General features: G+C 67.9%; 16 protein-coding genes and 1 pseudogene. 13 read left to right on the forward strand and 4 right to left on the reverse strand.

Going from position 1 to position 19829, the window contains the following annotated elements:
- Window positions 1-146 precede the first annotated feature (146 nt).
- The 4 genes from ABT392_RS09375 to ABT392_RS09390 all read left to right on the forward strand — a co-directional run bounded on the left by ABT392_RS09375 (window position 147) and on the right by ABT392_RS09390 (window position 4998).
- On the forward strand, window positions 147-1130 hold the full coding sequence (locus ABT392_RS09375; protein ID WP_334275598.1) for a peptidylprolyl isomerase: 984 nt from the start codon (window positions 147-149) through the stop codon (window positions 1128-1130).
- A gap of 61 nt (window positions 1131-1191) precedes the next feature.
- Window positions 1192-3162 carry a DUF1631 family protein gene (locus tag ABT392_RS09380; protein WP_395385932.1) on the forward strand — a complete coding sequence of 657 codons (1971 nt, stop codon included), beginning with the start codon at window positions 1192-1194 and terminating at the stop codon, window positions 3160-3162.
- Between the two features lie 74 nt (window positions 3163-3236).
- Window positions 3237-4022: a sulfurtransferase gene (locus ABT392_RS09385; protein WP_395385931.1), complete on the forward strand. Its 786-nt coding sequence runs from the start codon at window positions 3237-3239 to the stop codon at window positions 4020-4022.
- Between the two features lie 7 nt (window positions 4023-4029).
- Window positions 4030-4998 (forward strand): alpha/beta fold hydrolase, encoded by a 969-nt coding sequence (locus ABT392_RS09390; protein ID WP_395385930.1) that lies wholly within the window; start codon window positions 4030-4032, stop codon window positions 4996-4998.
- A 30-nt stretch (window positions 4999-5028) separates the two neighbouring features.
- Here ABT392_RS09390 and ABT392_RS09395 read toward each other — a convergent pair whose 3' ends face one another.
- Window positions 5029-5562, reverse strand: a complete 534-nt coding sequence (locus tag ABT392_RS09395; protein WP_334275602.1) for an SLOG cluster 4 domain-containing protein — start codon at window positions 5560-5562, stop codon at window positions 5029-5031.
- 109 nt (window positions 5563-5671) lie between these two features.
- On the opposite strand from ABT392_RS09395, the gene ABT392_RS09400 reads away from it, so the two are divergent.
- The 4 genes from ABT392_RS09400 (at window position 5672) to ABT392_RS09415 (ending at window position 11277) form a co-directional block, all read left to right on the forward strand.
- Window positions 5672-6865, forward strand: coding sequence for an efflux RND transporter periplasmic adaptor subunit (locus tag ABT392_RS09400; RefSeq protein ID WP_334275603.1), 1194 nt, complete (start codon window positions 5672-5674; stop codon window positions 6863-6865).
- 9 nt (window positions 6866-6874) lie between these two features.
- Window positions 6875-8890 (forward strand): ATP-binding cassette domain-containing protein, encoded by a 2016-nt coding sequence (locus tag ABT392_RS09405; protein WP_395385929.1) that lies wholly within the window; start codon window positions 6875-6877, stop codon window positions 8888-8890.
- A gap of 5 nt (window positions 8891-8895) precedes the next feature.
- Entirely contained in the window at window positions 8896-10281 is a 1386-nt protein-coding gene (locus ABT392_RS09410; RefSeq protein ID WP_395385928.1) for a TolC family protein, read from the forward strand.
- Between the two features lie 69 nt (window positions 10282-10350).
- A complete protein-coding gene (locus ABT392_RS09415) occupies window positions 10351-11277 on the forward strand; it encodes a TIGR01777 family oxidoreductase (RefSeq protein WP_395385927.1) in 927 nt (308 codons plus the stop codon).
- Here the strand turns inward: ABT392_RS09415 and ABT392_RS09420 are convergent.
- Entirely contained in the window at window positions 11274-11996 is a 723-nt protein-coding gene (locus ABT392_RS09420) for a DUF599 domain-containing protein (protein WP_395385926.1), read from the reverse strand. The two genes, ABT392_RS09415 and ABT392_RS09420, sit on opposite strands and share 4 nt — an antisense overlap.
- Window positions 11997-12006: 10 nt before the next feature.
- Window positions 12007-12729 carry a pirin family protein gene (locus ABT392_RS09425; RefSeq protein WP_395385925.1) on the reverse strand — a complete coding sequence of 241 codons (723 nt, stop codon included), beginning with the start codon at window positions 12727-12729 and terminating at the stop codon, window positions 12007-12009.
- A gap of 179 nt (window positions 12730-12908) precedes the next feature.
- Between ABT392_RS09425 and ABT392_RS09430 the strand changes: the two genes are divergently transcribed.
- The 5 genes and pseudogenes from ABT392_RS09430 to ABT392_RS09450 all read left to right on the forward strand — a co-directional run bounded on the left by ABT392_RS09430 (window position 12909) and on the right by ABT392_RS09450 (window position 16356).
- Window positions 12909-13880 carry a LysR family transcriptional regulator gene (locus ABT392_RS09430; RefSeq protein ID WP_395385924.1) on the forward strand — a complete coding sequence of 324 codons (972 nt, stop codon included), beginning with the start codon at window positions 12909-12911 and terminating at the stop codon, window positions 13878-13880.
- Window positions 13880-14770, forward strand: a complete 891-nt coding sequence (gene gluQRS, locus ABT392_RS09435; protein WP_395385923.1) for a tRNA glutamyl-Q(34) synthetase GluQRS — start codon at window positions 13880-13882, stop codon at window positions 14768-14770. Before ABT392_RS09430 ends, gluQRS begins: the two co-directional genes overlap by 1 nt.
- A gap of 25 nt (window positions 14771-14795) precedes the next feature.
- A pseudogene (locus ABT392_RS09440) lies at window positions 14796-15140 on the forward strand (FKBP-type peptidyl-prolyl cis-trans isomerase); the annotation flags it as partial.
- Window positions 15141-15170: 30 nt separating this feature from the next.
- Window positions 15171-15518, forward strand: coding sequence for an FKBP-type peptidyl-prolyl cis-trans isomerase (locus ABT392_RS09445; protein ID WP_395386837.1), 348 nt, complete (start codon window positions 15171-15173; stop codon window positions 15516-15518).
- A gap of 79 nt (window positions 15519-15597) precedes the next feature.
- Window positions 15598-16356 (forward strand): MgtC/SapB family protein, encoded by a 759-nt coding sequence (locus ABT392_RS09450; protein WP_395385922.1) that lies wholly within the window; start codon window positions 15598-15600, stop codon window positions 16354-16356.
- Between the two features lie 719 nt (window positions 16357-17075).
- Here the strand turns inward: ABT392_RS09450 and ABT392_RS09455 are convergent.
- Window positions 17076-19685, reverse strand: coding sequence for a zinc-dependent metalloprotease (locus ABT392_RS09455; RefSeq protein ID WP_395385921.1), 2610 nt, complete (start codon window positions 19683-19685; stop codon window positions 17076-17078).
- Window positions 19686-19829: the final 144 nt, after the last annotated feature.

A 19829-nucleotide genomic window follows, 5' to 3' on the forward strand; every position in this document is an offset into this window, starting at 1 on the left:
GCCAGCGCATGGCCATCTTCCGACCCCGGGCTCTCCCGGTCCGCATCAACCCGAATTGGCATCTCCGGGACGCATGGCGCACGCTATGCTGGCCGCCACAAGAATCTTTAGATTCATTCTGTCAGCCGCCTCTTGCCCAAAGCCTGATGACCAAGCCATTCAAGCCCAGCCTCCTGACCCTTTGCGCCGCCGCCGTGCTGGCCATTTCTTCGCTTTCCGCTGAGGCGGCCAAGCCCACAAAGAAGCCGGCCGCCAAGACGGCTGCCAAGGCCGCCGCTGCAGCACCGGCCGCCAGTGCGGCCAAGCTGCCAAGCAGCGCCGACATCCTGGCCGCAGCCGGCCCGGGCGACTGGCGCGATGTCTCGCCCGAGCAGTCGCTCCTGATGGAGCTGGCTTCGGGCCCCGTAGTGATCGAACTGGCTGCCGATTTCGCGCCCAAGCATGCCGCCAATATCGCGGCTCTGGTGCGTGCTGGTTATTTCGACAACCTGGCCATCATCCGCGTGCAGGACAACTACGTCACCCAATGGGGCGATGCCGAGGAAGATGAAAGCAAGGTCAAGGCGAAGCCGGCAAACCTGGTCAAGGCTCCCGTGGAATTCGATCGCGCCTTGAAGGGCCTGGCCTTCAACAAGCTGCCCGAACACGATGGCTGGGCGCCGCAGGCGGGCTTCGTCAATGGCTGGCCGGTGGCGGCCGACCCCAAGACCGGCCGCGCCTGGCTGACCCATTGCTACAGCATGGTCGGCGCTGCACGTGGCAACGAGCCCGACTCCAGCGACGGCAGCGGCCTCTACACGGTGATCGGCCACGCGCCGCGTGCGCTGGACCTCAACATCACCAACGTCGGCCGCGTCGTCATGGGCATGGAGCGTCTCTCGGCGCTGCCGCGCGGCACCGGCACGCTGGGCTTCTACGTCAAGCCCGAAGAGCGAACCACCATCCAGCGCGTGCGCATGCTGACTGACGTGCCCGAGGCCGAGCGCCCCAAGCTGCAGATCCTGCGCACCGACACCGACACCTTCCGCCGCTGGCTCGATTCGCGGCGTTTCCGCGGCGGCTGGTTCGTACACAGCCCTGATCGTGTGGATTTGTGCAGCGCCTTGCCACCCACCCGACGCCTGCCCTGACAAACAAGTCGCTCCGGCCTCCGATCTGAGCAGTCCCCCACAAGCAGTACGGATCACACACATGCTGGAACGCCATCTGCAAGCGCTTGAAGCCAAGCTGCCGGAACTGTGCCGGCAACTGCTCGAGGCCACCGAGCAGCGATTGCGGGAAGGCGTGCAACGCCACGCCGACGACACGGCGCAGGCGGCACTGAAGAGCTGGCGCAGCCAGCAGTACGCGATCGAGCCGGGCCTGCTCGACGGCCTGCGCAGCGCACTGCGGCCGACGCCGGCACCGGTGCTGAAAGAGCGGCCGGTGCTGCAGGACATCGACGAGCTGACCCTGGTCGATGAAGACCAGGCCGATCAGGCCATCGAGATCTCGCGCATCATTCAGCAGATCGAGGCCCGGGCCGAATGGGAGTTGCGCGAGTTGACCCAGCTGACCAGCAAGCTGCCAGGCGAAGGCGCGCTGCAGCCGGCCGCCTTTGCGCGCGCACTCAGCGAAGCCACGGCCGGCCTGGCCGACAAGCCGGCCCGCGCGCTTTGCATTTCCGCCGCGGCCTCGGCGCTGGCGGAGCAGATGCGCGAGCTGGCGCAGCAGGCCACCCAGCGCCTGCGCGGCTGGGGCCTGGAGCCGGCGGGCTTTGCCGCCATCCTGCCCGAGGAGCGGGTGGTCGAGGACATCGATGTCAGCCGCCACGGCGCCCTGCTCGATCTGCGCGATCGCGTGCATGCCGCCGACCCCGAGCACCAGCACGACAGCGCGCATGAGCAGACGGCCGAAATGCTCAGCCAGCTGTTCAAGCAGATCATGGCCGACCCCGACCTGGAGCCCCAGGTCAAGGAGACGATCTGCCGACTGCAGGCCAGCATCTTCCGGCTCGCGGTCGACGAGCCCGAACTGCTGGGTTCGGAGCAGCACCCGACCTGGGCGCTGATCAACCAGATCGCCGCCCATGCTGGCGACCATCCGCTGGCCAGCGATCCGCGGGGCGGCCAATTCCTTGCCTTCGTCGAGCAGTTGGTCGAGCGCCTGAGCGCGCCCGAAGAGGCCAGCGTGGCCGCGTTCAGTCGCGCCTTGAACGATGTGCGCGGCTTCATCGACCACGAGCAGGAAGAAGAGCTGCAGGCCTCGGTCTTCGCGCGGCTGGCGCTCACCAAGAAGGAGCGGCATGACGAACTGTTGCCGCTCTTGCGCCAACAGGTGCTGGAGCAGGCGCAGGCCTCGCACCACCTGAGCCCCTTGCTGTTCGAGTTCCTGCTCGGCCCCTGGAGCGAGGCGCTGACCGAATCGGTGCTGGAACATGGCGAGGAGTCGGAGCTCACGCTGGCGCTGACGACCTGCATCGAGTCCTTGCTGGCTTCGCTTGAGCCCACCCGCAACGACGCCGAGCGCTCCGCGCTGCGCCAGCGCCTGCCCCAGCTGATCGCGCAGCTGCAGCGCGGCATGGACCTGATCAAGCTGCCGCAGGCCGACCGCGATGCGGTGCTCGACGAACTGATGCAGATCCATCGTGAACGCACCCGGATGGCGGCGCCCGCAGCGGCTCCTGCAGCCGCGCCTGCTCGTGAGCCAGTGCCGATTGCACCAGCGCAAGCTGAAGCACGGCCACCGGCGCCTGCCAAGCCGGCGCTGAAGCCGGTGGACGAGCTCAGCGAAGACCAACTGCTGCATGAATTGCTGCCGCCCGAAACCGATGCCGACCAATGGGGCAACCAGGAAACCAGCATCGCCGCCCTGCCCACGGTCCACATGGGGCTGGACGACGACACCGGCCCGCTGGTCGCCGCAGCGCGCTGGACCGAGCAATTGCAGCCGGGCACCCGCTGCAAGCTTTTCCTGCAAGGCCAATGGGTCAGCGCCAACCTGCTCTGGCGCAGCGACAACGGCAGCTTCTTCATGTTCACCAGCCAGCTCGCCGGTGGTCAGCATTCGATGACGCGCCGGGCGCTGGAACGGCTGCGCGCGGAGGGCCTGGCCACCGACGTGACCGGCGCCAGCCTCATGCAGCGGGCAGTGACAAGCATGCTGCACAAGATGGCAAGGTGACTTGGGATGGGCCGGCTTGGGAGCGGCCCGGCGCTCGGCCCGGAAGGCCCGCTGCCCGCATCTAAAATCGCGGAATGTCCGCCGCCCTGCCCATCCTCAATATCTCCTCCTACAAATTCGTCGGCCTGAATGACTGCGCCGCCCTGCGCGAGACGCTGTACCAGCGCGCGCTCGCCCTCGGCCTCAAGGGCACGGTGCTGCTGGCCGAGGAAGGCATCAACCTCTTCCTGGCAGGCACGGCCGAAGCCGTGCGCGGCTGGGTGGCGCAATTGAAGGCCGACCAGCGCTTCGCCGACCTCGATCCCAAGGAGAGCTGGAGCGAGGCCGTGCCCTTCAAGAAGCTGCTGGTCAAGGTCAAGCGCGAGATCATCCGCATGGACATGCCCACCGTGCGCCCCGACCAGGCCGCTCGCCCGCCAGCCGTGACGCCCGAGACACTCTCGCGCTGGCTGGACCAGGGCGTGGACGATGCCGGCCGCCCCGTGGTGATGCTGGACACGCGCAACGACTTCGAGGTCGACTACGGCACTTTCGACAATGCCATCGACTGGCGCATCAAGAAGTTCACCGAGTTCCCCGGCGCCTTGGCCGATCACCTGGACGAGCTGCGCGGCAAGACCGTCGTGAGCTTCTGCACCGGCGGCATCCGCTGCGAGAAGGCCACCATCGTGCTTGAGCAGCAAGCGCTGGACGGCCCCGTCTACCAGCTCGAAGGCGGCATCCTCAGGTACTTCGAGCTGGCCGGCGGCAAGCACTATCACGGCAGCTGTTTCGTGTTCGACCAGCGCGAGGCCCTGGACGCCGGCCTGCACACGCCGGCCGACCTGCAGCGCCCGGCCAGCGAGGCCCACAGAGGATGAAGAGGGGATGAATATCCTCCAGGGCGTGCTGCTCCGTGCCCTCGGCCTGCTGCTGCTGGCCTTGTGCATGCTGGCAGCGGCCTTCTACGCGCCGGAGCGCTCGCTCCAGAGCCTGATAGCCAACTGGGCGCCCGCGCCATCGGACTTCATCGAGCTGCAGCGGCCCGCCGGCCCTCAGCTGATCCATCTGCGCGACCAGGGCCCGCGCGAGGACCCCATGCCCATCGTGCTGATCCATGGCACCTCGGCCAGCCTCCATGCCTGGGAAGGCTGGGTGGCCGGCCTGGCCGCCACGCGCCGCGTGATCAGCTTCGACCTGCCGGGCTTCGGCCTGACCGGCCCCAGCATCGACGGCGACTACAGCGACGAGGCCTATGTCGGCACCATCGTTGCCCTGCTCGACCACCTGCAGCTGGACAAGGTGGTCATGGGCGGCAATTCACTGGGCGGCCAGCTGGCCTGGGAAACGGCGCTCTTGCATCCGCAACGGGTGGCTGCGCTGGTGCTGGTGGATGCCGGCGGCCTGGCTTTCAGGTCCGAATCGGTGCCAGCAGGCTTTCGCGTGGCACGCCTGCCCGGCGTGCGGCACCTGGCGCGCAATCTGTTGCCGCGCCGCCTGGTCGAGAGCAGCGTGCGCAATGTCTACGGCGACCCGAGCCTGGTCACACCCGCTCTGGTCGACCGCTATTTCGAGCTGACGCTGCGCGAAGGCAACCGCGAGGCGCTGGCTCGCCGCATCGATCAGTTGAAGCCCGGCTTCTACGCGGATCGCCTGCGCGAGCTGACCCAGCCAACGCTGATTCTCTGGGGCGGCAAGGACCGCCTGATTCCGCCCGACAACGCGGCTGTCTTCCAGCGCAGCATTGCGGGCAGCCAGCTGGTGATGTTTCCGGCGCTGGGCCACGTGCCCCATGAGGAAGCGCCCGCAGCCACGCTGAAACCGGTGCAGGAGTTCCTGAACCGCCTGCCGCACTGAATGCCGCAAGCGGCGACCCGCTGTGTGGTATCAGCCGCCGCCAGGTCTGAGCAGCCCCAGTGCGCGGCACTGGACCTGCAGCTCATCCACCGAAGACCAGGGCAGGATGGGTGAGTTCTGCCGCTCATCCGGCGGGTTTTGCAAAAGCCCATCCGACCAGCCGCCGCAGCCCACCAGCGGCAGGAGCGGCCGCCTGTGCAGCCAGGCCAGGCAAACCTCGGAGATCGTGCCGGCGCGGCCGCCGATGACGATGCAGGCGTCGCCCGCCAGCGCCATCAGGAGGTTGCGCGCATCGCCCATGCCGCAGGGGATGACGGTGGTGGCCGGCCAATCGGCAGCCGGCATCTCGTCGGCGGGAATGATGCTCAGTACCAGGCCGCCCGCCGCATGGGCACGCTCGGCAGCCACGCGCGTGGCCGGGCTGCCGCAGCCGCTGACCACCGTGATGCCCAACTGGGCGAGCCGCTCGCCGGCAGCGCCGGCCAGTTCATAGGCCGTCGAGCCCGGCTCGGCGCTGCCGAGCACACAGACTTGCGGCCGGCGGATGCGGGATCTCTCGTTCAATGCCAGCACTCCTCATTCCAAGGGTTAGCCAGAAACCAGGCCTTCCGGCCACGCGCCTCGAAGCGGTTATATTGCGCCGCCATCGTGACGGTGGCCGAGGGAGTCTGGATTGAACAACAAGACAAGCAAGAACGGCAGTAGCAAAAGCAAGTCCCGCCTGCGCCGCTGGCGCGGCCGGATCATCGTGGGCTTGCTGGTGCTGGCCGGCGTCGGCTACTGGGCCTGGAAGAAGCGCCCGGTGGAGCTGCCGCCGCCACCGACCGGCGCCGTTGAACTGGGCGACGTGACCCAGGTCGTGCAGGCTGCCGGCGTGCTGCAGGCACAGAGCAAGGTCGACGTGGGCGCCCAGGTCAGCGGCCAGATCCGCAAGATCCATGTCCAGCTGGGCCAGAACATGAAGAAGGGCGAGCTGCTGGTCAGCCTCGACCCCGAGCTCGCCCGCAGCGACGTGGCGCAGGCCGAAGCCACGCTGGACCAGCAACGCGCACAGTTGGAGAGCAACAAGATCGGCCTGGCCATGGCCAGGCGTGAAGCCGAACGCCAGCACCGGCTGCTGGCCGGCAATGCCTCGACGCCGATCGAGGTCGAGCAGGCAGACAACAACCTGATCCGCCTCGAAGCCGACCTGCGCGGCCAGACCGCCAACCTCGCCCGCCTGCAGGCCGACCTGGAGAAGAAGAAGCTGTCGCTCGGCTATGCCAGCATCAGCGCGCCCATGGACGGCATGGTCGTGAACCTGCCGATCCAGGAAGGCCAGACCGTCATCGCGGTGCAGACCACGCCGGTCATGATGACGCTGGCGCAGCTGGACCAGATGACGGTGCGCACCCGCGTGCCGGAGGCCGACATCCAGCTGGTGCAGCCTGGCCAGACCGCCCGCTTCACGACGCTGGCCGGCGATGCCCAGCGCTATGAAGGCAAGGTCCGCGTGGTGCAGCCGATTCCGGAGCGGGTCGGCAATGCCGTCTTCTACAACGTCTTGTTCGAGGTGGACAACAAGGCCCGCAAGCTGTTCTCCGACATGACCGTGCAGGTCGAGATCGTGACGGGCTCGGCCAGGCAGGTGCCCACGCTGCAGATCGCGGCGCTGGGCGAACGCGACGCCGAAGGCCGCTACTCGGTCCAGGTGGTCGATGCAGCGGGCAAGAACGCCAAGCCGCGCAAGATCAAGCTGGGCCTGCAGGACGGCAGCAAGGCCGAGGTCCGCGAGGGCCTCAAAGTTGGCGAAAAGCTGCTGTTGGCGCCGGCCAGCGGTGCCGGTGCTTCCGGCAGTGCCGGGGCCGTGGTCGTCTACAGCGACTGAGCGGGCACCGTGAGCGCCCTGATCGAGCTGGACCAGGTCCAGCGCCACTACAGCATTGGTGACATCGATGTGCCAGCCCTGGACGGCCTGTCGCTGTCCATCGAGGCCGGCGAGTTCGTGGCCATCGTCGGCGCCTCGGGATCGGGCAAGAGCACGCTGATGAACCTGCTGGGCTGCCTGGACCAGCCCACGGCCGGCCATTTCAGGCTGGACGGCATCGATGTCGGCGAGCTGGAGCCCGACGAGCTGGCGCGGCTCCGGCGCGAGCATTTCGGCTTTGTCTTCCAGCGCTACCACCTGCTGCCCCACCTGGATGCGGTGGGCAATGTGAGCCTGCCGGCCGTCTATGCCGGCGCGCCGCTGGCCAGCCGGCACGCGCGTGCCGAGGCCTTGCTGGAGCGGCTTGGTCTGGCTGATCGCAGCCACCACCGGCCCAATGAACTCTCGGGCGGCCAGCAGCAGCGCGTGTCCATCGCACGCTCGCTGATGAATGGCGGCCAGATCATCCTCGCGGACGAGCCCACCGGCGCACTCGATTCACACAGCGGCGCCGAGCTGCTGGCCCTGCTCTCCGAGCTGCATGGCCGTGGCCACACCATCATCCTGGTGACGCACGATCCCAAGGTGGCGGCGCACGCCCGCCGCGTGATCGAGATGCAGGACGGCAAGCTGCTCAGCGACAGTGGCACGCCGGCCGGCCACCAGCCCAGCGCCAAGCCCGATGCAGAAGGACCCAGCCTCGGCAGCAGCGGCTGGCTGCGCCAGAAGCTGGGCCAATGGAGCGAGGCCCTGAACACCGCCTGGCTTTCGCTGAAAGGCAACCGCCTGCGCAGTGCGCTGAGCATGCTGGGCATCTGCATCGGAATCGCCTCGGTCGTCACCATCGTGGCGCTGTCGGCAGCGGCGCGCGAGAAGGTCGAGTCCAGCTTGCGCGGCTTCATGTCGGGCCGCATCCCGGTCTATCAGGGCAATGACAAGCTGCCGCCGGGCGTGCAGCCGCGCCCGTTCCGCCAGTCGGAGCTGGACACCCTGGCCACCCTGCCCGGCGTGAAGAGCATCGCGGTCAAGCGCGAATCGCAGGTCAGCCTGCGGCACAAGTCCAAGGACGTGCGCGGCAATGCCATCGCCGCTGAAGCCGGTGACCTGGCCGACCGCCGGCTCAAGCTGGTCGAGGGCCGCGCGCTCAACGCGCTCGACATCGAGACCATGGCACCCGTGGTGCTGATCGACATGGCCACGCGCAAGAACCTGTTCAAGCCCGGCCAGCGGGTGCTCGGCGCCACGGTGATGATCGAAAGCATGGCCAGCATGTCGGCCGGCCGCGGCATGAGCGATCCCAACAAGCCGCTCGGCGTGGCACCACTGCCGATGACCGTGGTCGGCGTCGTGGACAAGACCAATGGCAGCGAGTTCGGCGGCTGGGGCAACAAGATCCTGATGCCACGCAGCACCTACACCCGCAAGCTGGACAGCAGCACCGACGTGCCCTCCTTCGATGTGCTGCTGGACAACACGCTGCCGCCGGCCGACGTCAGTGCGCAGGTCAAGCACCGCCTGCGGGCCCTGCATGGCCAGGAGGACTTCGGCATCTCCAATCTCGATGCCGAGTTCCGCGAGTTCCAGTCGGTCACCGGCGCGATCTCGCTGGTGTTCGCAGGCATCGGCGCCATCGCCCTGCTGGTGGGCGGTGTAGGCGTGATGAACATCATGCTGGTCTCGGTGTCGGAGCGCACCCGCGAGATCGGCATCCGCATGGCGGTGGGTGCACGCCAGTCCGATGTGCGCCTGCAGTTCCTGATCGAGGCCGTGCTGCTGTGCTGCATTGGCGGCCTTGCCGGCCTGGCCTTGAGCTGGCTCGGCGCCCAGGCGATCAACGCAGCGCAGAAGCAGCTGGTGGTCACGGTGTCCTGGCAGGCGCTGGGCCTGGCCTTCGGCATCTCCAGCCTGGTGGGTCTGGTGTTCGGCACCCTGCCGGCCCGCCGCGCCGCCGCCCTCAGCCCCGTGGACGCGCTGGCACGCGAATAAAAGAAATGACGAGCTTCCTCATCAAGCCTTCTTCACTCGCCCTCGCCGCTCTGTGCCTCTTGGCAGGCTGCAGCAACCTGTCGATCAAGCCGGGTCCAGCGCCTCAAGACAACGAGCCCTTGCCAACGCAATGGAGCAGCATGCCGGCCCATGCGGCGCCGATGGCCGTCGTCAAGGACGCGCAACTGGCGGCGCTGCAAGAACGCGCCCTGGCCAGCAATCGCGACCAGCGGCTGACGGCGATGCGGCTGCGCGATGCGCTCGCCCAGGCCCAGGTCGATGCTCAGCGGCTCTCGGTCCAGGCCAGTATCAGCGCCTCGCGCAGCGAGAGCCGACAGCTTGGTGGCGCGGGCCTGGCCGATGGTCTGGCGCGCAGCCATGGCTTCAGCGCCATGGCCGGCTACGAGCTCGACCTCTGGGGCCGCCTGGCCATGACGGATCGCCTGCGCGAGCAGCAGCTGGAGGCGATGCAGGCCGATCAGCGGGCGGCGCGCGCCCTGCTGCTCGCGCAGATCGCCTCGCGCCATTGGCAGCTCGGCAGCCTGGCTTCGCAGAAGCCTTTGCAGGACCAGATCCTGGCCCAGGCCGAGGAGGCGCTCGCCATCACGCGGCTGCGAGTCAAGGAGGGCAAGCTGCTGCCCATCGAGGTGGACCGCGCGGCGGCCACCGTGCAGTCGGCCCGGCTGCGCCGCTCCGACCTGGACCACGAGCTGACGCAGCAGCATCAGCAACTGGCCTTGCTGCTGGACCAGATGCCCGTTGGCGTGGCCGAGCAGGCCCATGCGGGTCCGCCGCTGGCTGCGCCTGCGCCACTCGCACTGGGCACGCCGGCCGAGGTGCTGGAGCAGCGAGTCGACGTGCGCAGGGCCCGGCTGGCGGTCGATGCCGCCCTCGTCCGTCTGCGCCTCAGCGAGGCCACGCGCTACCCCTCACTGCAGCTGAGCGGCGGCATCTCGAGCGGCAGCGCTGACTGGCGGCGCTGGCTGGACCAGCCCCTGGCATCGCTGGCCGCCAGCCTGGTCGTCCCCCTCGTGGACTGGCCGCGCCTGGACCTGCAGCGCCAGCTGGCCCGCAGCGAGCTCGATCAGGCCGCCCTCGCCCTGCGCGACACGGTGCACAAGGCCCTGGTCGAGATCGAAGGCCGGCTGATAGAAACCCGCCGCACCGAGGAGCAGGAAGCCGCCGTGCGCCAGCGCCTTGACGAAGCCCGGCAGGCCGAACAGATCGCCGCGCTGAAGCTGGAGCTGGGCCTGATCAACCGCCTGGACTGGCTGCAGGCGCGCAATGCGCGCCTCTCGAGCGAGCAGGAACTGCAACAGCTGCGGCTGCGGCAGTGGCAATTGCATGCCGAACTCTGCGCGAGCCTCGGGATGGAGCTGCGCGCACAGTAGGGCGCTCCATCGATCCGTTGTCTCGCATGACCCGTATAAGGGTCATTCTCCCTGCCTGAGCCCAACACCATGCCCACCGTCCTCATCACCGGGGCGACCGGATTCATCGGCCGCCAACTGCTGGCGGAATTGCGCGCCGAGGGCCGCCCGGTGATTGCCTTGTCCCGCAACGCCAGGCGGGCGCACGCCCTGCTGGGCCCTGGCGTGCGGGTGGTTGAAAACCTGGATGCTATTGCTTCCGAGACCCGCATTGATGCCGTGATCCATCTGGCGGGCGCGCGCGTGCTCGGACAGCCCTGGACGGCCGCACGCCGGCGCGAGCTGATGCTCAGCCGCACCGGTACCACGGCCCGATTGCTGGCTCTGATGCAGCGCCTGCAGCAGCTGCCTCGGGTGCTCGTCAGCGCCTCGGCGGTCGGCTTCTACGGCGCCTCACCTGAGGCCTCGTTCGAACCGCGCGACGAGGCAAGCCCGCCCCGACCCGGCGAGTTCCAGTCCGACCTGTGCGCCGCCATCGAGCAGGAAGCGCAGCGTGCAGAAGCGCTGGGCGTGCGGGTGGTGCGGATGCGCTTTGGCGTGGTGCTCGGGACTGGGGACGGTGCCTATCCAATGTTGGCGAGGGCAGCGCGCTTCGGGCTGGGCGCCGTGCTGGGTGATGGCCGCCAGGCGGCGCCCTGGCTGCATGTGGACGACGCGGTCGGTCTGGTCCGCTTTGCCATGGACCGCAACGACATCCAGGGCGCCGTCAATGCCGTCGCGCCAGACGGGGCGACGCAGGCTCGGTTCGTACAGGCCCTGGCAGCCTCCTTCGGCCGTCGGGCGCGCCTGCGCGTTCCGGCCGCGCCGATGCGCCTGCTGATGGGCGAGATGGCCAGTCTGCTTTTCGATGGGCAGAACGCCGTACCGCGTGCGGCGCTGGCGGCGGGCTACCAATTCCGCCATCCGAAGCTGGATGCTGCCCTGATGGACCTTGCAGTCCGCGCCGCCAAGGCCTAGCCGCCCGACTCGTCCTTCAACACCGCCAGCACATCCGAGCGGAACTCACGCGAGTAGAGGATGCTGATCACCGCCAGCGTGCCGGCCATGAAGGCCCAGGGCGAGAAGAACCAGCTCACTGCGGCGAAGGCGAAGTAGTAGGCGCGCAGGCCGTCGTTGAAGGTTTCGGCGGCCATGCCCATCAGGCGGCCGGCACGGTCGGCAAAGGCTTCGCGCGCTGCATCGCCCTGTTCTGCAAAGCGTTCGAAGTCGGGCGCCGCCGCCACCAGCAATGCGCCGAAGGTGTACTGGCGCATGCTCCAGGTGAAGCGGAAGAATGCGTAGACGAAGATGGCGGCCAGCAACGCCAGCTTGAGGTCGAACACCAGGGCCGAGGTGCGCGCCGCAAACGGCAGCTCGCGCACCAGCTCCGTGGCCTTCTCGCTCGCGCCCATGGCGGCCAGCAAGCCACCGATGATGAGGATGGTGGTCGAGGCGAAGAAGGACGGGCTGGTCGACAGGTTCTGCACCACCACGCCGTCGATCACACGCACCTCGCGGTAGGTGACCTGCAGCATCCAGCGTCGACGCTCGCGGTTCGTCGCCACCAGCAGCGAGCCCTTGGACACCGACCAGCGTTTGGCCAGCGTGGCATAGCCGATCCAGCCACCAAAGAACAGCAGCAGGGCCCCCCAGTCGGTGGCGGGCAGGGAGGTGAGGAGGGTGCGCAGGCTGTCCATGCCCGCCAGTTTAGGGCGCGAGGTCGAACACCAGCAGCTCCGCCTGCTCGCCTTGCTCGATCTTCACCGATGCTTGCTCGCTCATCTGCAAAGCGTCGCCCGCCTTCAGCTGCTGCCCATTGACTGTGGCGCTGCCGCGCACAAGGTGCACATAGGCCAGGCGGCCCGCAGCGAGCGGCAGGTCGGCCGACTCCGCGCCATCGAACAGGCCGGCATAGAGCTGCGCGTCGGCATGGATGGCCACGGCGCCTTCGGCTGCATCACCCGAGGCCACGAGAGCCAGGCGGCCGCGCTTGTCGGCCTCGCTGTAGTGGCGCTGCTCGTAGCCGGGCTTCACACCCAGCTGGTTCGGCTGAATCCAGATTTGCAGGAAATGCGTGTTCTGCCCCTTGGCATTGTTGAATTCGCTGTGCATCACCCCGGTGCCGGCACTCATGCGCTGCACATCACCGGGCTTGATGACCCCGGCATGGGCGCCGCCGGCCTGGCCGTTGCCCATCGAGTCCTTGTGGGCCAGTTCGCCATCCAGCACATAGCTGATGATTTCCATGTCGCGGTGGCCGTGCGTGCCGAAGCCCGTGCCCGGGGCGATGCGGTCTTCATTGATCACGCGCAGCGGACCGAAGCCCATGCGGCGCGGGTTGTAGTACTCGGCGAACGAGAAGCTGTGGAAGGACTTGAGCCAGCCATGGTCGGCATGGCCGCGGTCGCAGGACTTGATCAGTTCCATCATGGTGTTGCTCTCCTTGTGTCGATGAAGGCAACTGTAGGACTGGGGCGAAGTCTTGAGGCCTGGTGCAGCTTGAAGCCATCGTTCAAATAAGATGAAGGTCATGAGACCCCCACGCTCCCTTCGTTCGCTGCCCCCCAAGGGGGCGCCTCAGCGCCTACGGGCGGCCGGGCGGCGCTGAGATGGCCCAAACCGACAAACGCAATGTCCTGACGCCCGAAGCGCTGGCGATGATGGACAGCATTGCCCGCACCGGCAGCTTTGCAGCGGCCGCGCGCGAGATGGGCAAGGTGCCGTCAGCCCTGACCTACAGCGTGCGCCAGCTGGAAGACGCGCTGGACGTGCTGCTTTTCGACCGCCGCTCCCGCCAGGCCCAGCTCACCGCCGCCGGCCAGGAGCTGCTCAACGAGGGCCGGCGCCTCTTGCAGGAGATCGATGCCGTGGCCAACCGCGTGCGCCGCGTGGCCACCGGCTGGGAAACCGAGCTGACGATTGCCATCGACGACGCGCTGGCGCGGCGCGCGCTTTTCGACCTTTTCGAGGCCTTCTATCAGCTGGACGCCGGCGACGGCAGCAAGGGCCCGCCCACGCGGCTCAAGCTGCGCACCGAGGTGCTTTCGGGCACCTGGGAAGCCCTGGTCTCGGGCCAGGCCGATCTCTCCATCGGCACCCCTCCGCAGTTGCCAGGCAGTGCGGTCCATTGCGAAGCGCTGGGTGAGCTGGAGCTGCTGTTCTGCGTGGCGCCCCATCATCCGCTCGCGCCGCTTGAAGAGCCGCTCAGCGCCACCACGCTGGCCGGGCACCGCGTGATTGCGGTGGCCGACACGGCGCGGCAACTGACACCGATCACTGCCGGCATCGTGCCCGGTCAGGACGTGCTGACCGTGCCCTCGATGGCCGTCAAGCTCGAATGCCTCTTGCGCGGCCTCGGTTGCGGCGGCATTCCGGCCAGCATGGCGCGCCGACACATCGAGGCCGGCCGCCTGATCCAGAAGAACACCTACCAGGGCCGGCGCATGGCCGTGCTGCACTACGCCTGGCGAGACAGCGGCGGCCAGCAACCCGGCAAGGCACTGGCCTGGTGGCTGGACAAGCTCAAGAGCCCGGCCACGCGCCATGCCCTGCTGGAGCAGCACGAGGGCCTGATTCTTTGATGGGCGGCGACACCCGTCCCTACCTTGGCCGCTTCGCGCCCTCTCCCACCGGGCCGCTGCATGCCGGCTCGCTGGTGGCGGCGCTGGCCAGCTGGCTCGACGCGCGAGCCCACGGCGGCCGCTGGCTGGTCCGCATCGAGGACGTGGACGGCCCGCGTTGCGTGGCCGGCGCTGACCGGACGATTCTTCAACAGCTTGCTGTCTGCGGCCTGCTGAGCGACGAGGAGCCGGTCTGGCAATCGCAGCGCGGCGAGATCTATCAGCAGGCGCTGAATCGCCTGCAGGACATGGGCCTGGCCTATGGCTGCGCCTGCACCCGCGCCGACATCGCCCGCGCCTGGGAAGCCGCCGGCCGGAGCCAGCAGCGGCATGGCGAGCTGGTCTATCCCGGCACCTGCCGCGCCGGCCTGCAGGGCCGGCAGCCACGCGCCTGGCGTTTGCTGACGCAAGGCAGCGGCATCATCGAATGGACGGATCGCCGCCTGGGCCGGCAACGGCAGGATCTGGAGCGCGAGGTCGGCGATTTTGTTCTCAAGCGCGCCGACGGCCTCTGGGCCTACCAGCTGGCCGTGGTGGTGGATGACGCCATGCAAGGCATCACGGACATCGTCCGCGGTGAAGACCTCGCCGACAACACGCCGCGCCAGATCTGGCTGCAGCGCCAGCTGGGCCTGCCGCTGCCGCGCTACCTGCACACGCCACTGGTGCAGGGCGAAAACGGCGAGAAGCTGTCCAAGCAGAATGGTGCAAAGGCGCTGGATCTTTCCGACCCGCTGGCTGCCCTGCGCCAGGCCGCTTGCGCACTCGGCCTGCACGCGGACGCCAGGCACTTGCCGGACTGGCTGGCAGCAGCGGTGCAAGCCTGGCGTGGCATGATGCCGGCCAGCTGAATTTTCCTGAAGAGAAAGACCCACCATGAACACCACCCCAAGCGGCCTGCAGTTTGAAGACACGACCGAAGGCACGGGCGCCGTCGCCAAGTCCGGCCAGGACGTCACTGTCCACTACACCGGCTGGCTCTACAAGGACGGCGAAAAGGGTGCCAAGTTCGACTCCAGCAAGGACCGCAACGACCCCTTCCAGTTCGAGCTCGATGGCGGCATGGTCATCGCCGGCTGGGACGAAGGCGTGCAGGGCATGAAGATCGGCGGCAAGCGCACGCTGATCATCCCGCCGCAACTGGGCTATGGCGCCCGAGGTGCCGGCGGCGTGATCCCGCCGAACGCGACGCTGCTGTTCGAAGTGGAGCTGCTGGGCCTGGCCGGCGGCGATGAAGAAATCTCGCTGGACCTGAAGACCACCGAGAGCGGCCTGCAGTATCAGGACACCGTGGAAGGATCGGGCGACGAAGCCCGCGCCGGCCAGCGCGTCACGGTGCACTACACCGGCTGGCTCTACAAGAACGGTACCCGCGGCAAGAAGTTCGACTCCAGCAAGGACCGTCGCGACCCCTTCCGCTTCCGCCTGGCCGGCGGTGAAGTGATCAAGGGCTGGGACGAAGGCGTGCAGGGCATGAAGATCGGCGGCACGCGCATGCTGGTGATTCCCTCGGAGCTGGGCTACGGCGCCCGCGGCGCCGGCGGCGTGATCCCACCGAACGCCACGCTGCTGTTCGAAGTGGAACTGCTGGCGGTTTGATAGCCGGGCAACAACATCAAGGGGCCGCGAGGCCCCTTTTTTGTGCGCCACGGCCGGCCGCCAGCATTAGCATCGACGCATGACCATGCTCGATCTCGACCACCTGCTGCACTACTGGAACGCCACGCAATGGGCCGCCAATGTGCTGATGCTGATGCATCTGATGGGCGCCATGCTGCTGGGCTTGATCCTCGGCTACGAGCGGGCGTACCACGGTCGAGCGGCGGGCATGCGCACCTATGCGCTGGTGTGCATGGCCTCCTGCGCTGTGACCATCCTCGTGGGCTATCCCGATCAGTGGTTCGGTGGCCATGTGGCCGGCGGCGGCGCGCCGCCGATGCTGGACCCGACGCGCGTGATCCAGGGCGTTGTCACCGGCATCGGCTTCCTCTGTGCCGGCGTGATCATGCGCGAGGGCATGAACATCTCGGGCCTCACCACCGCCGCCTCGATGTGGGCCGCCTCGGCCATCGGCATCGTGCTGGGCATGGGCTTCTATTTCGCGGCCATCGCACTGACCTTGCTGTGCGCCAGCCTGATGATGTGGGGCGCCAAGCTCGAAGCCAAGCTGCCTTCGCACCCGGCCATCTCGGTGCTGATACGCGGCGCTCCGGGGCGAAAGTTCGAGCAGCGCGAGCTGTCATCCTTCAGCGATGGCATCGGCTACCGCTTCGCGCCAGGTTCGCTGTCCATTGAGAAGAAAGGCGACTGCGAGGAATGGCGCTTTGTCTGCACCGCCAAACGCAACTTCCGCGGCGAGACACTGATCCGCTTTTCCAGTCGCCTGAACGACCTGCCTGGTGTTGCCGAGTACCGGGTGACCCACGCCCGAAATTGATGCTGTACAGCGGCGTAGGCGGGCTGCTACCGCACGTAGCAGCCGTTCGCTTCGCGCTTGCAGAGGTCGGGCGGCAGGCACAGGCTGGCCCCGCCACCGGGCTCATGGTGCGCGGGTTGGCCTCTCGGCCAACTCCCCTCGGTGCTCGCATCACGGGCCGGCGGCGCGCAACTCGCTGCGCTCACCGTCGGCTCGCTCCGCTCAGACAGGGCGCGCCAAGTCAGTTGTTGAAGCGTGCTGCGCACGCCCGGCCCGTGCTGCTGCGCTCTCGGCCGCGCACAAATCGCCCGGCAGCGGGGCCAGCCTGTGCCGGCGAGCGGTCGTGGCCTGCGAGCAAACACCCCCACGCGGCGCTGCGTTGCACGGTGACCCGGGCAGCTGCGCGGTGAATGCAAGGGGCCGAGCAGCACAGCGGCTCGGGGCAGCACGCGCAGCGTGCCTCAACGACTGACTTGGCACGCCCTGTCTGAGCGCAACGAACGAAGTGAATGGAGCGAGTTGCGTGCCGCCCCGAGTTGCGAGCAGCGCAGGGAAGTCGGCCTGCAAGGCCGGCCCCCTTGCCTGAGCCGTGCGGCTGCCCGGGTTGCCGTGCAACGCTCTCCCGAAGTGGCTTCGCGAGTGGCTGCAACGTGCCGTCAAGAGACCTCCACCCTTGAGCAAGTACAAAGAAAAAGGCCGACCTCGAAAGGCCGGCCTCGTCATCTGGTGCAGGTGCAGCTTCAGTCGCCCGTTGGCCAGCAGGTTTGCTCGTCCATGCCCGTCCTGATGATCACCGGGCTCGCACCCGCAGAACTGTTGTCGGCCATCTTCGGGTCGAGCACCTTGCCGGCATAGTCGGCCAGCGCCGCCAGGTGGGCGCGCTGCACGCGGTCGCCCGCGGCACCGGCCTTGGCGGCCAGCAGGCCGCGCAGTTCGCCCAGCTCGGAGCGAACCAGGGCCTTGCTGTCGTCGCCTGCCGAAGAACCAGCCGCATTGACGCGCTCGCCCAGGAGCTCCAGATAGACGCGCTGCAGATTGCGGCGCGCCGGCTGGATCTTGGCGCCGCTGCTCAGCTCGGTGAACACGCCGGCACGCAGGTCGGCCAGCAGCTCATCGGTGCGGTAGGCCTTGTCGCCGCCAGCGGCTTCCTGGTTCTGCATGCGAGCCATGCGCGAACGGTCCAGCAGGCCGCGCAAGACATTGCGCTGGCTGTTCAGCAGCATGGTGCCCGGGGCAGACGGACGCAGGCGCTCGGTGATCGCAGGGTCCAGGATCCAGGTCGGCGTGGCGAGCAATTGCTCGGACAGGAACTTCACGGCGCGGACCTGCTTGTCCTTGGGGGTGGGCGTGAAGATGGCACCTGGCTGGTCGCCATGCTTGTTCTGCGTGCTGTAGCTGCCGACCACGGCCACCACATGGCCCAGCTCACGGTTCCACTGGCCCCAGGTGGCGCCGTACAGCTCTTCCAGCGCCTTGTCTTCGCGGGCGTCCTTCAGCGTCATGCCGGGCAGCATCTTGACGATGCGCTTGAGGTTCTTGGTGCCCAGCGTGGTGGCCGTCACCGCGTCGGCGTCACCCACCGCCTCGGTGTTCTCGCCCAGGTCGCCTTCGCCCTTGGGCGTGCTGAAACGCAGCCAGGGCTTGCTGTCCTGTTCACGCACCATGGCGTTGAGCACAGTGCGCTCCGCCTCAGGCGTCTTGGCGCCCGGCACCGGCATATAGCCCCACTTGGTGGCGAAGATGTCGTAGGGGCCGATCTTGGGGATCAGCAGCGCCGGATCGACCTTGTCTTCCGGCTGCACCAGGTAGTTGAAGCGGCTGTAGTCCATCAGCGTGGCGACATGGCTCATCTCCTTCAGCCACTTCGGATCGCGCAGCTTCTCGACCGGGTACAGCGAGCTCGACTTCATGTTGTGCGGGAAGCCCAGCGAATGGCCCACTTCGTGCGTCACCACATAGGCCACCAGGTCGCCCATCAGGTCGTCGGGCAGCGGCAGCTTCTGGGCGCGCGGATCGACGGCGCCGACCTGGGTCACGTACCAATCACGCTGCAGCTGCATGATGTTGTGATACATGACGATGTTGGCGTTCAGGATCTCGCCGGTGCGCGGATCGCTGAGGTGCGGACCATAGGCATTGGCCACCGGCGACGGCACCCAGCGAATGATGCTGTAGCGAACGTCGGCCGGATCGAACTCGGGGTCCTCTTCCTTGGTCGGGAAGGGGCGCGCCTGGATCGCGTTCTTGAAGCCGGCGGCCTCGAACGCGACGTTCCATTGCTCGACGCCCTTCTTCACGTAGGGCACGATGTTGGCCGGCGTGGCGCTGTCGATGTACCAGACCACGGGTTTGACCGGCTCGCTGACCGCGGCCGTCGGGTCCTTCTTTTCGAGGCGCCAGCGGGTGATCAGGCGCTCGCGCTTGCTTTCATGCTCGTCACTGCCGTAGTCGACGCGCGAGATGTTGAAGAAGCCGACGCGGTCGTCCATCAGGCGCGGCATCATCGGCTGCTCGGGCAGCTTGACGATGTTGTAGGCCACGTTGACGCTGCCGCTGCGGGCTGGCGGCGCAGGCTGCGGCGGCATGCCCGGGATCGTGGGCATGTTGAATGCAGGCATCAAGCCATAGGTCTGCACGGCATCCACGCGCAGGCTGCCGGGGAAGGCCTTGGAGCTGTCGACGAAGCTGCGCGAGCTGTCCAGGCCGGTGCCGCGCACAACCTGCCGGGCCGAGAAGTCGCCCACTTCGGTGGTGAACAGCTTGCTCACCTCGATCACCGGCGAGCCGTCCTTGGCGAAGGCTTCGACGGGATAGCTGGCCAGGATGGTGTCACGCTGTGAGCCCTGCACGGCCGGCGCGATGGCGCGGCCGGGGTCGCTCACGTAGGCGTGCGACACCGTCTGGAACAGGACCTTGTTGCCCTTCAGGACGAAGCGCACCACGTCTTCATTGATCTCGCGGCCGATGTGGTCCGTGCCGGTGGGCACGGCCATGGCCGTGGCCACCATCAGCAACTGCTGATCCAGCATGGCCTTCGGGATCTCGAAATACAGCTTGCTCTTGATCGTGTGGATCTTGAACAGGCCGTCCTGCGTCTTGGCGTCCGCGGTGATGACCTTGTCGTAAGGCTTGGGTTCATCGGCACCGGGCGGTGGCGTCATCGCAGCAGCAGGGCCGGACGCGGCAGCACCGGTCGGACGCGCGGCCGGCGCATCCTGGCCGGGCTTGCCCGGCGTTGACGGCGTCGTCGGCGCCGGTGTCTTGGGAGCGGGCGCCTCGGCGGCAGTGGCCGCAACGGCGATCAGGGCCAGCGACAGGAGGCTGGCCAGAGGGGTCATACGAAGGTGCATGGCAATCCCGCGTCTTTCTCGTGGAAGGATGGATGGGTGAAGCGGCTGGCCGCGCCACCTGGGCGGCATTGCGGCGGCGGCAAATGATAGGCGGGGCAAGCCGGCGGCGATCTCGGGATGTGCCCCGGTGTGCCGACCTGACCT

This window comes from Paucibacter sp. JuS9 (assembly GCF_044043925.2).
Taxonomy (GTDB): domain Bacteria; phylum Pseudomonadota; class Gammaproteobacteria; order Burkholderiales; family Burkholderiaceae_C; genus JAUASW01.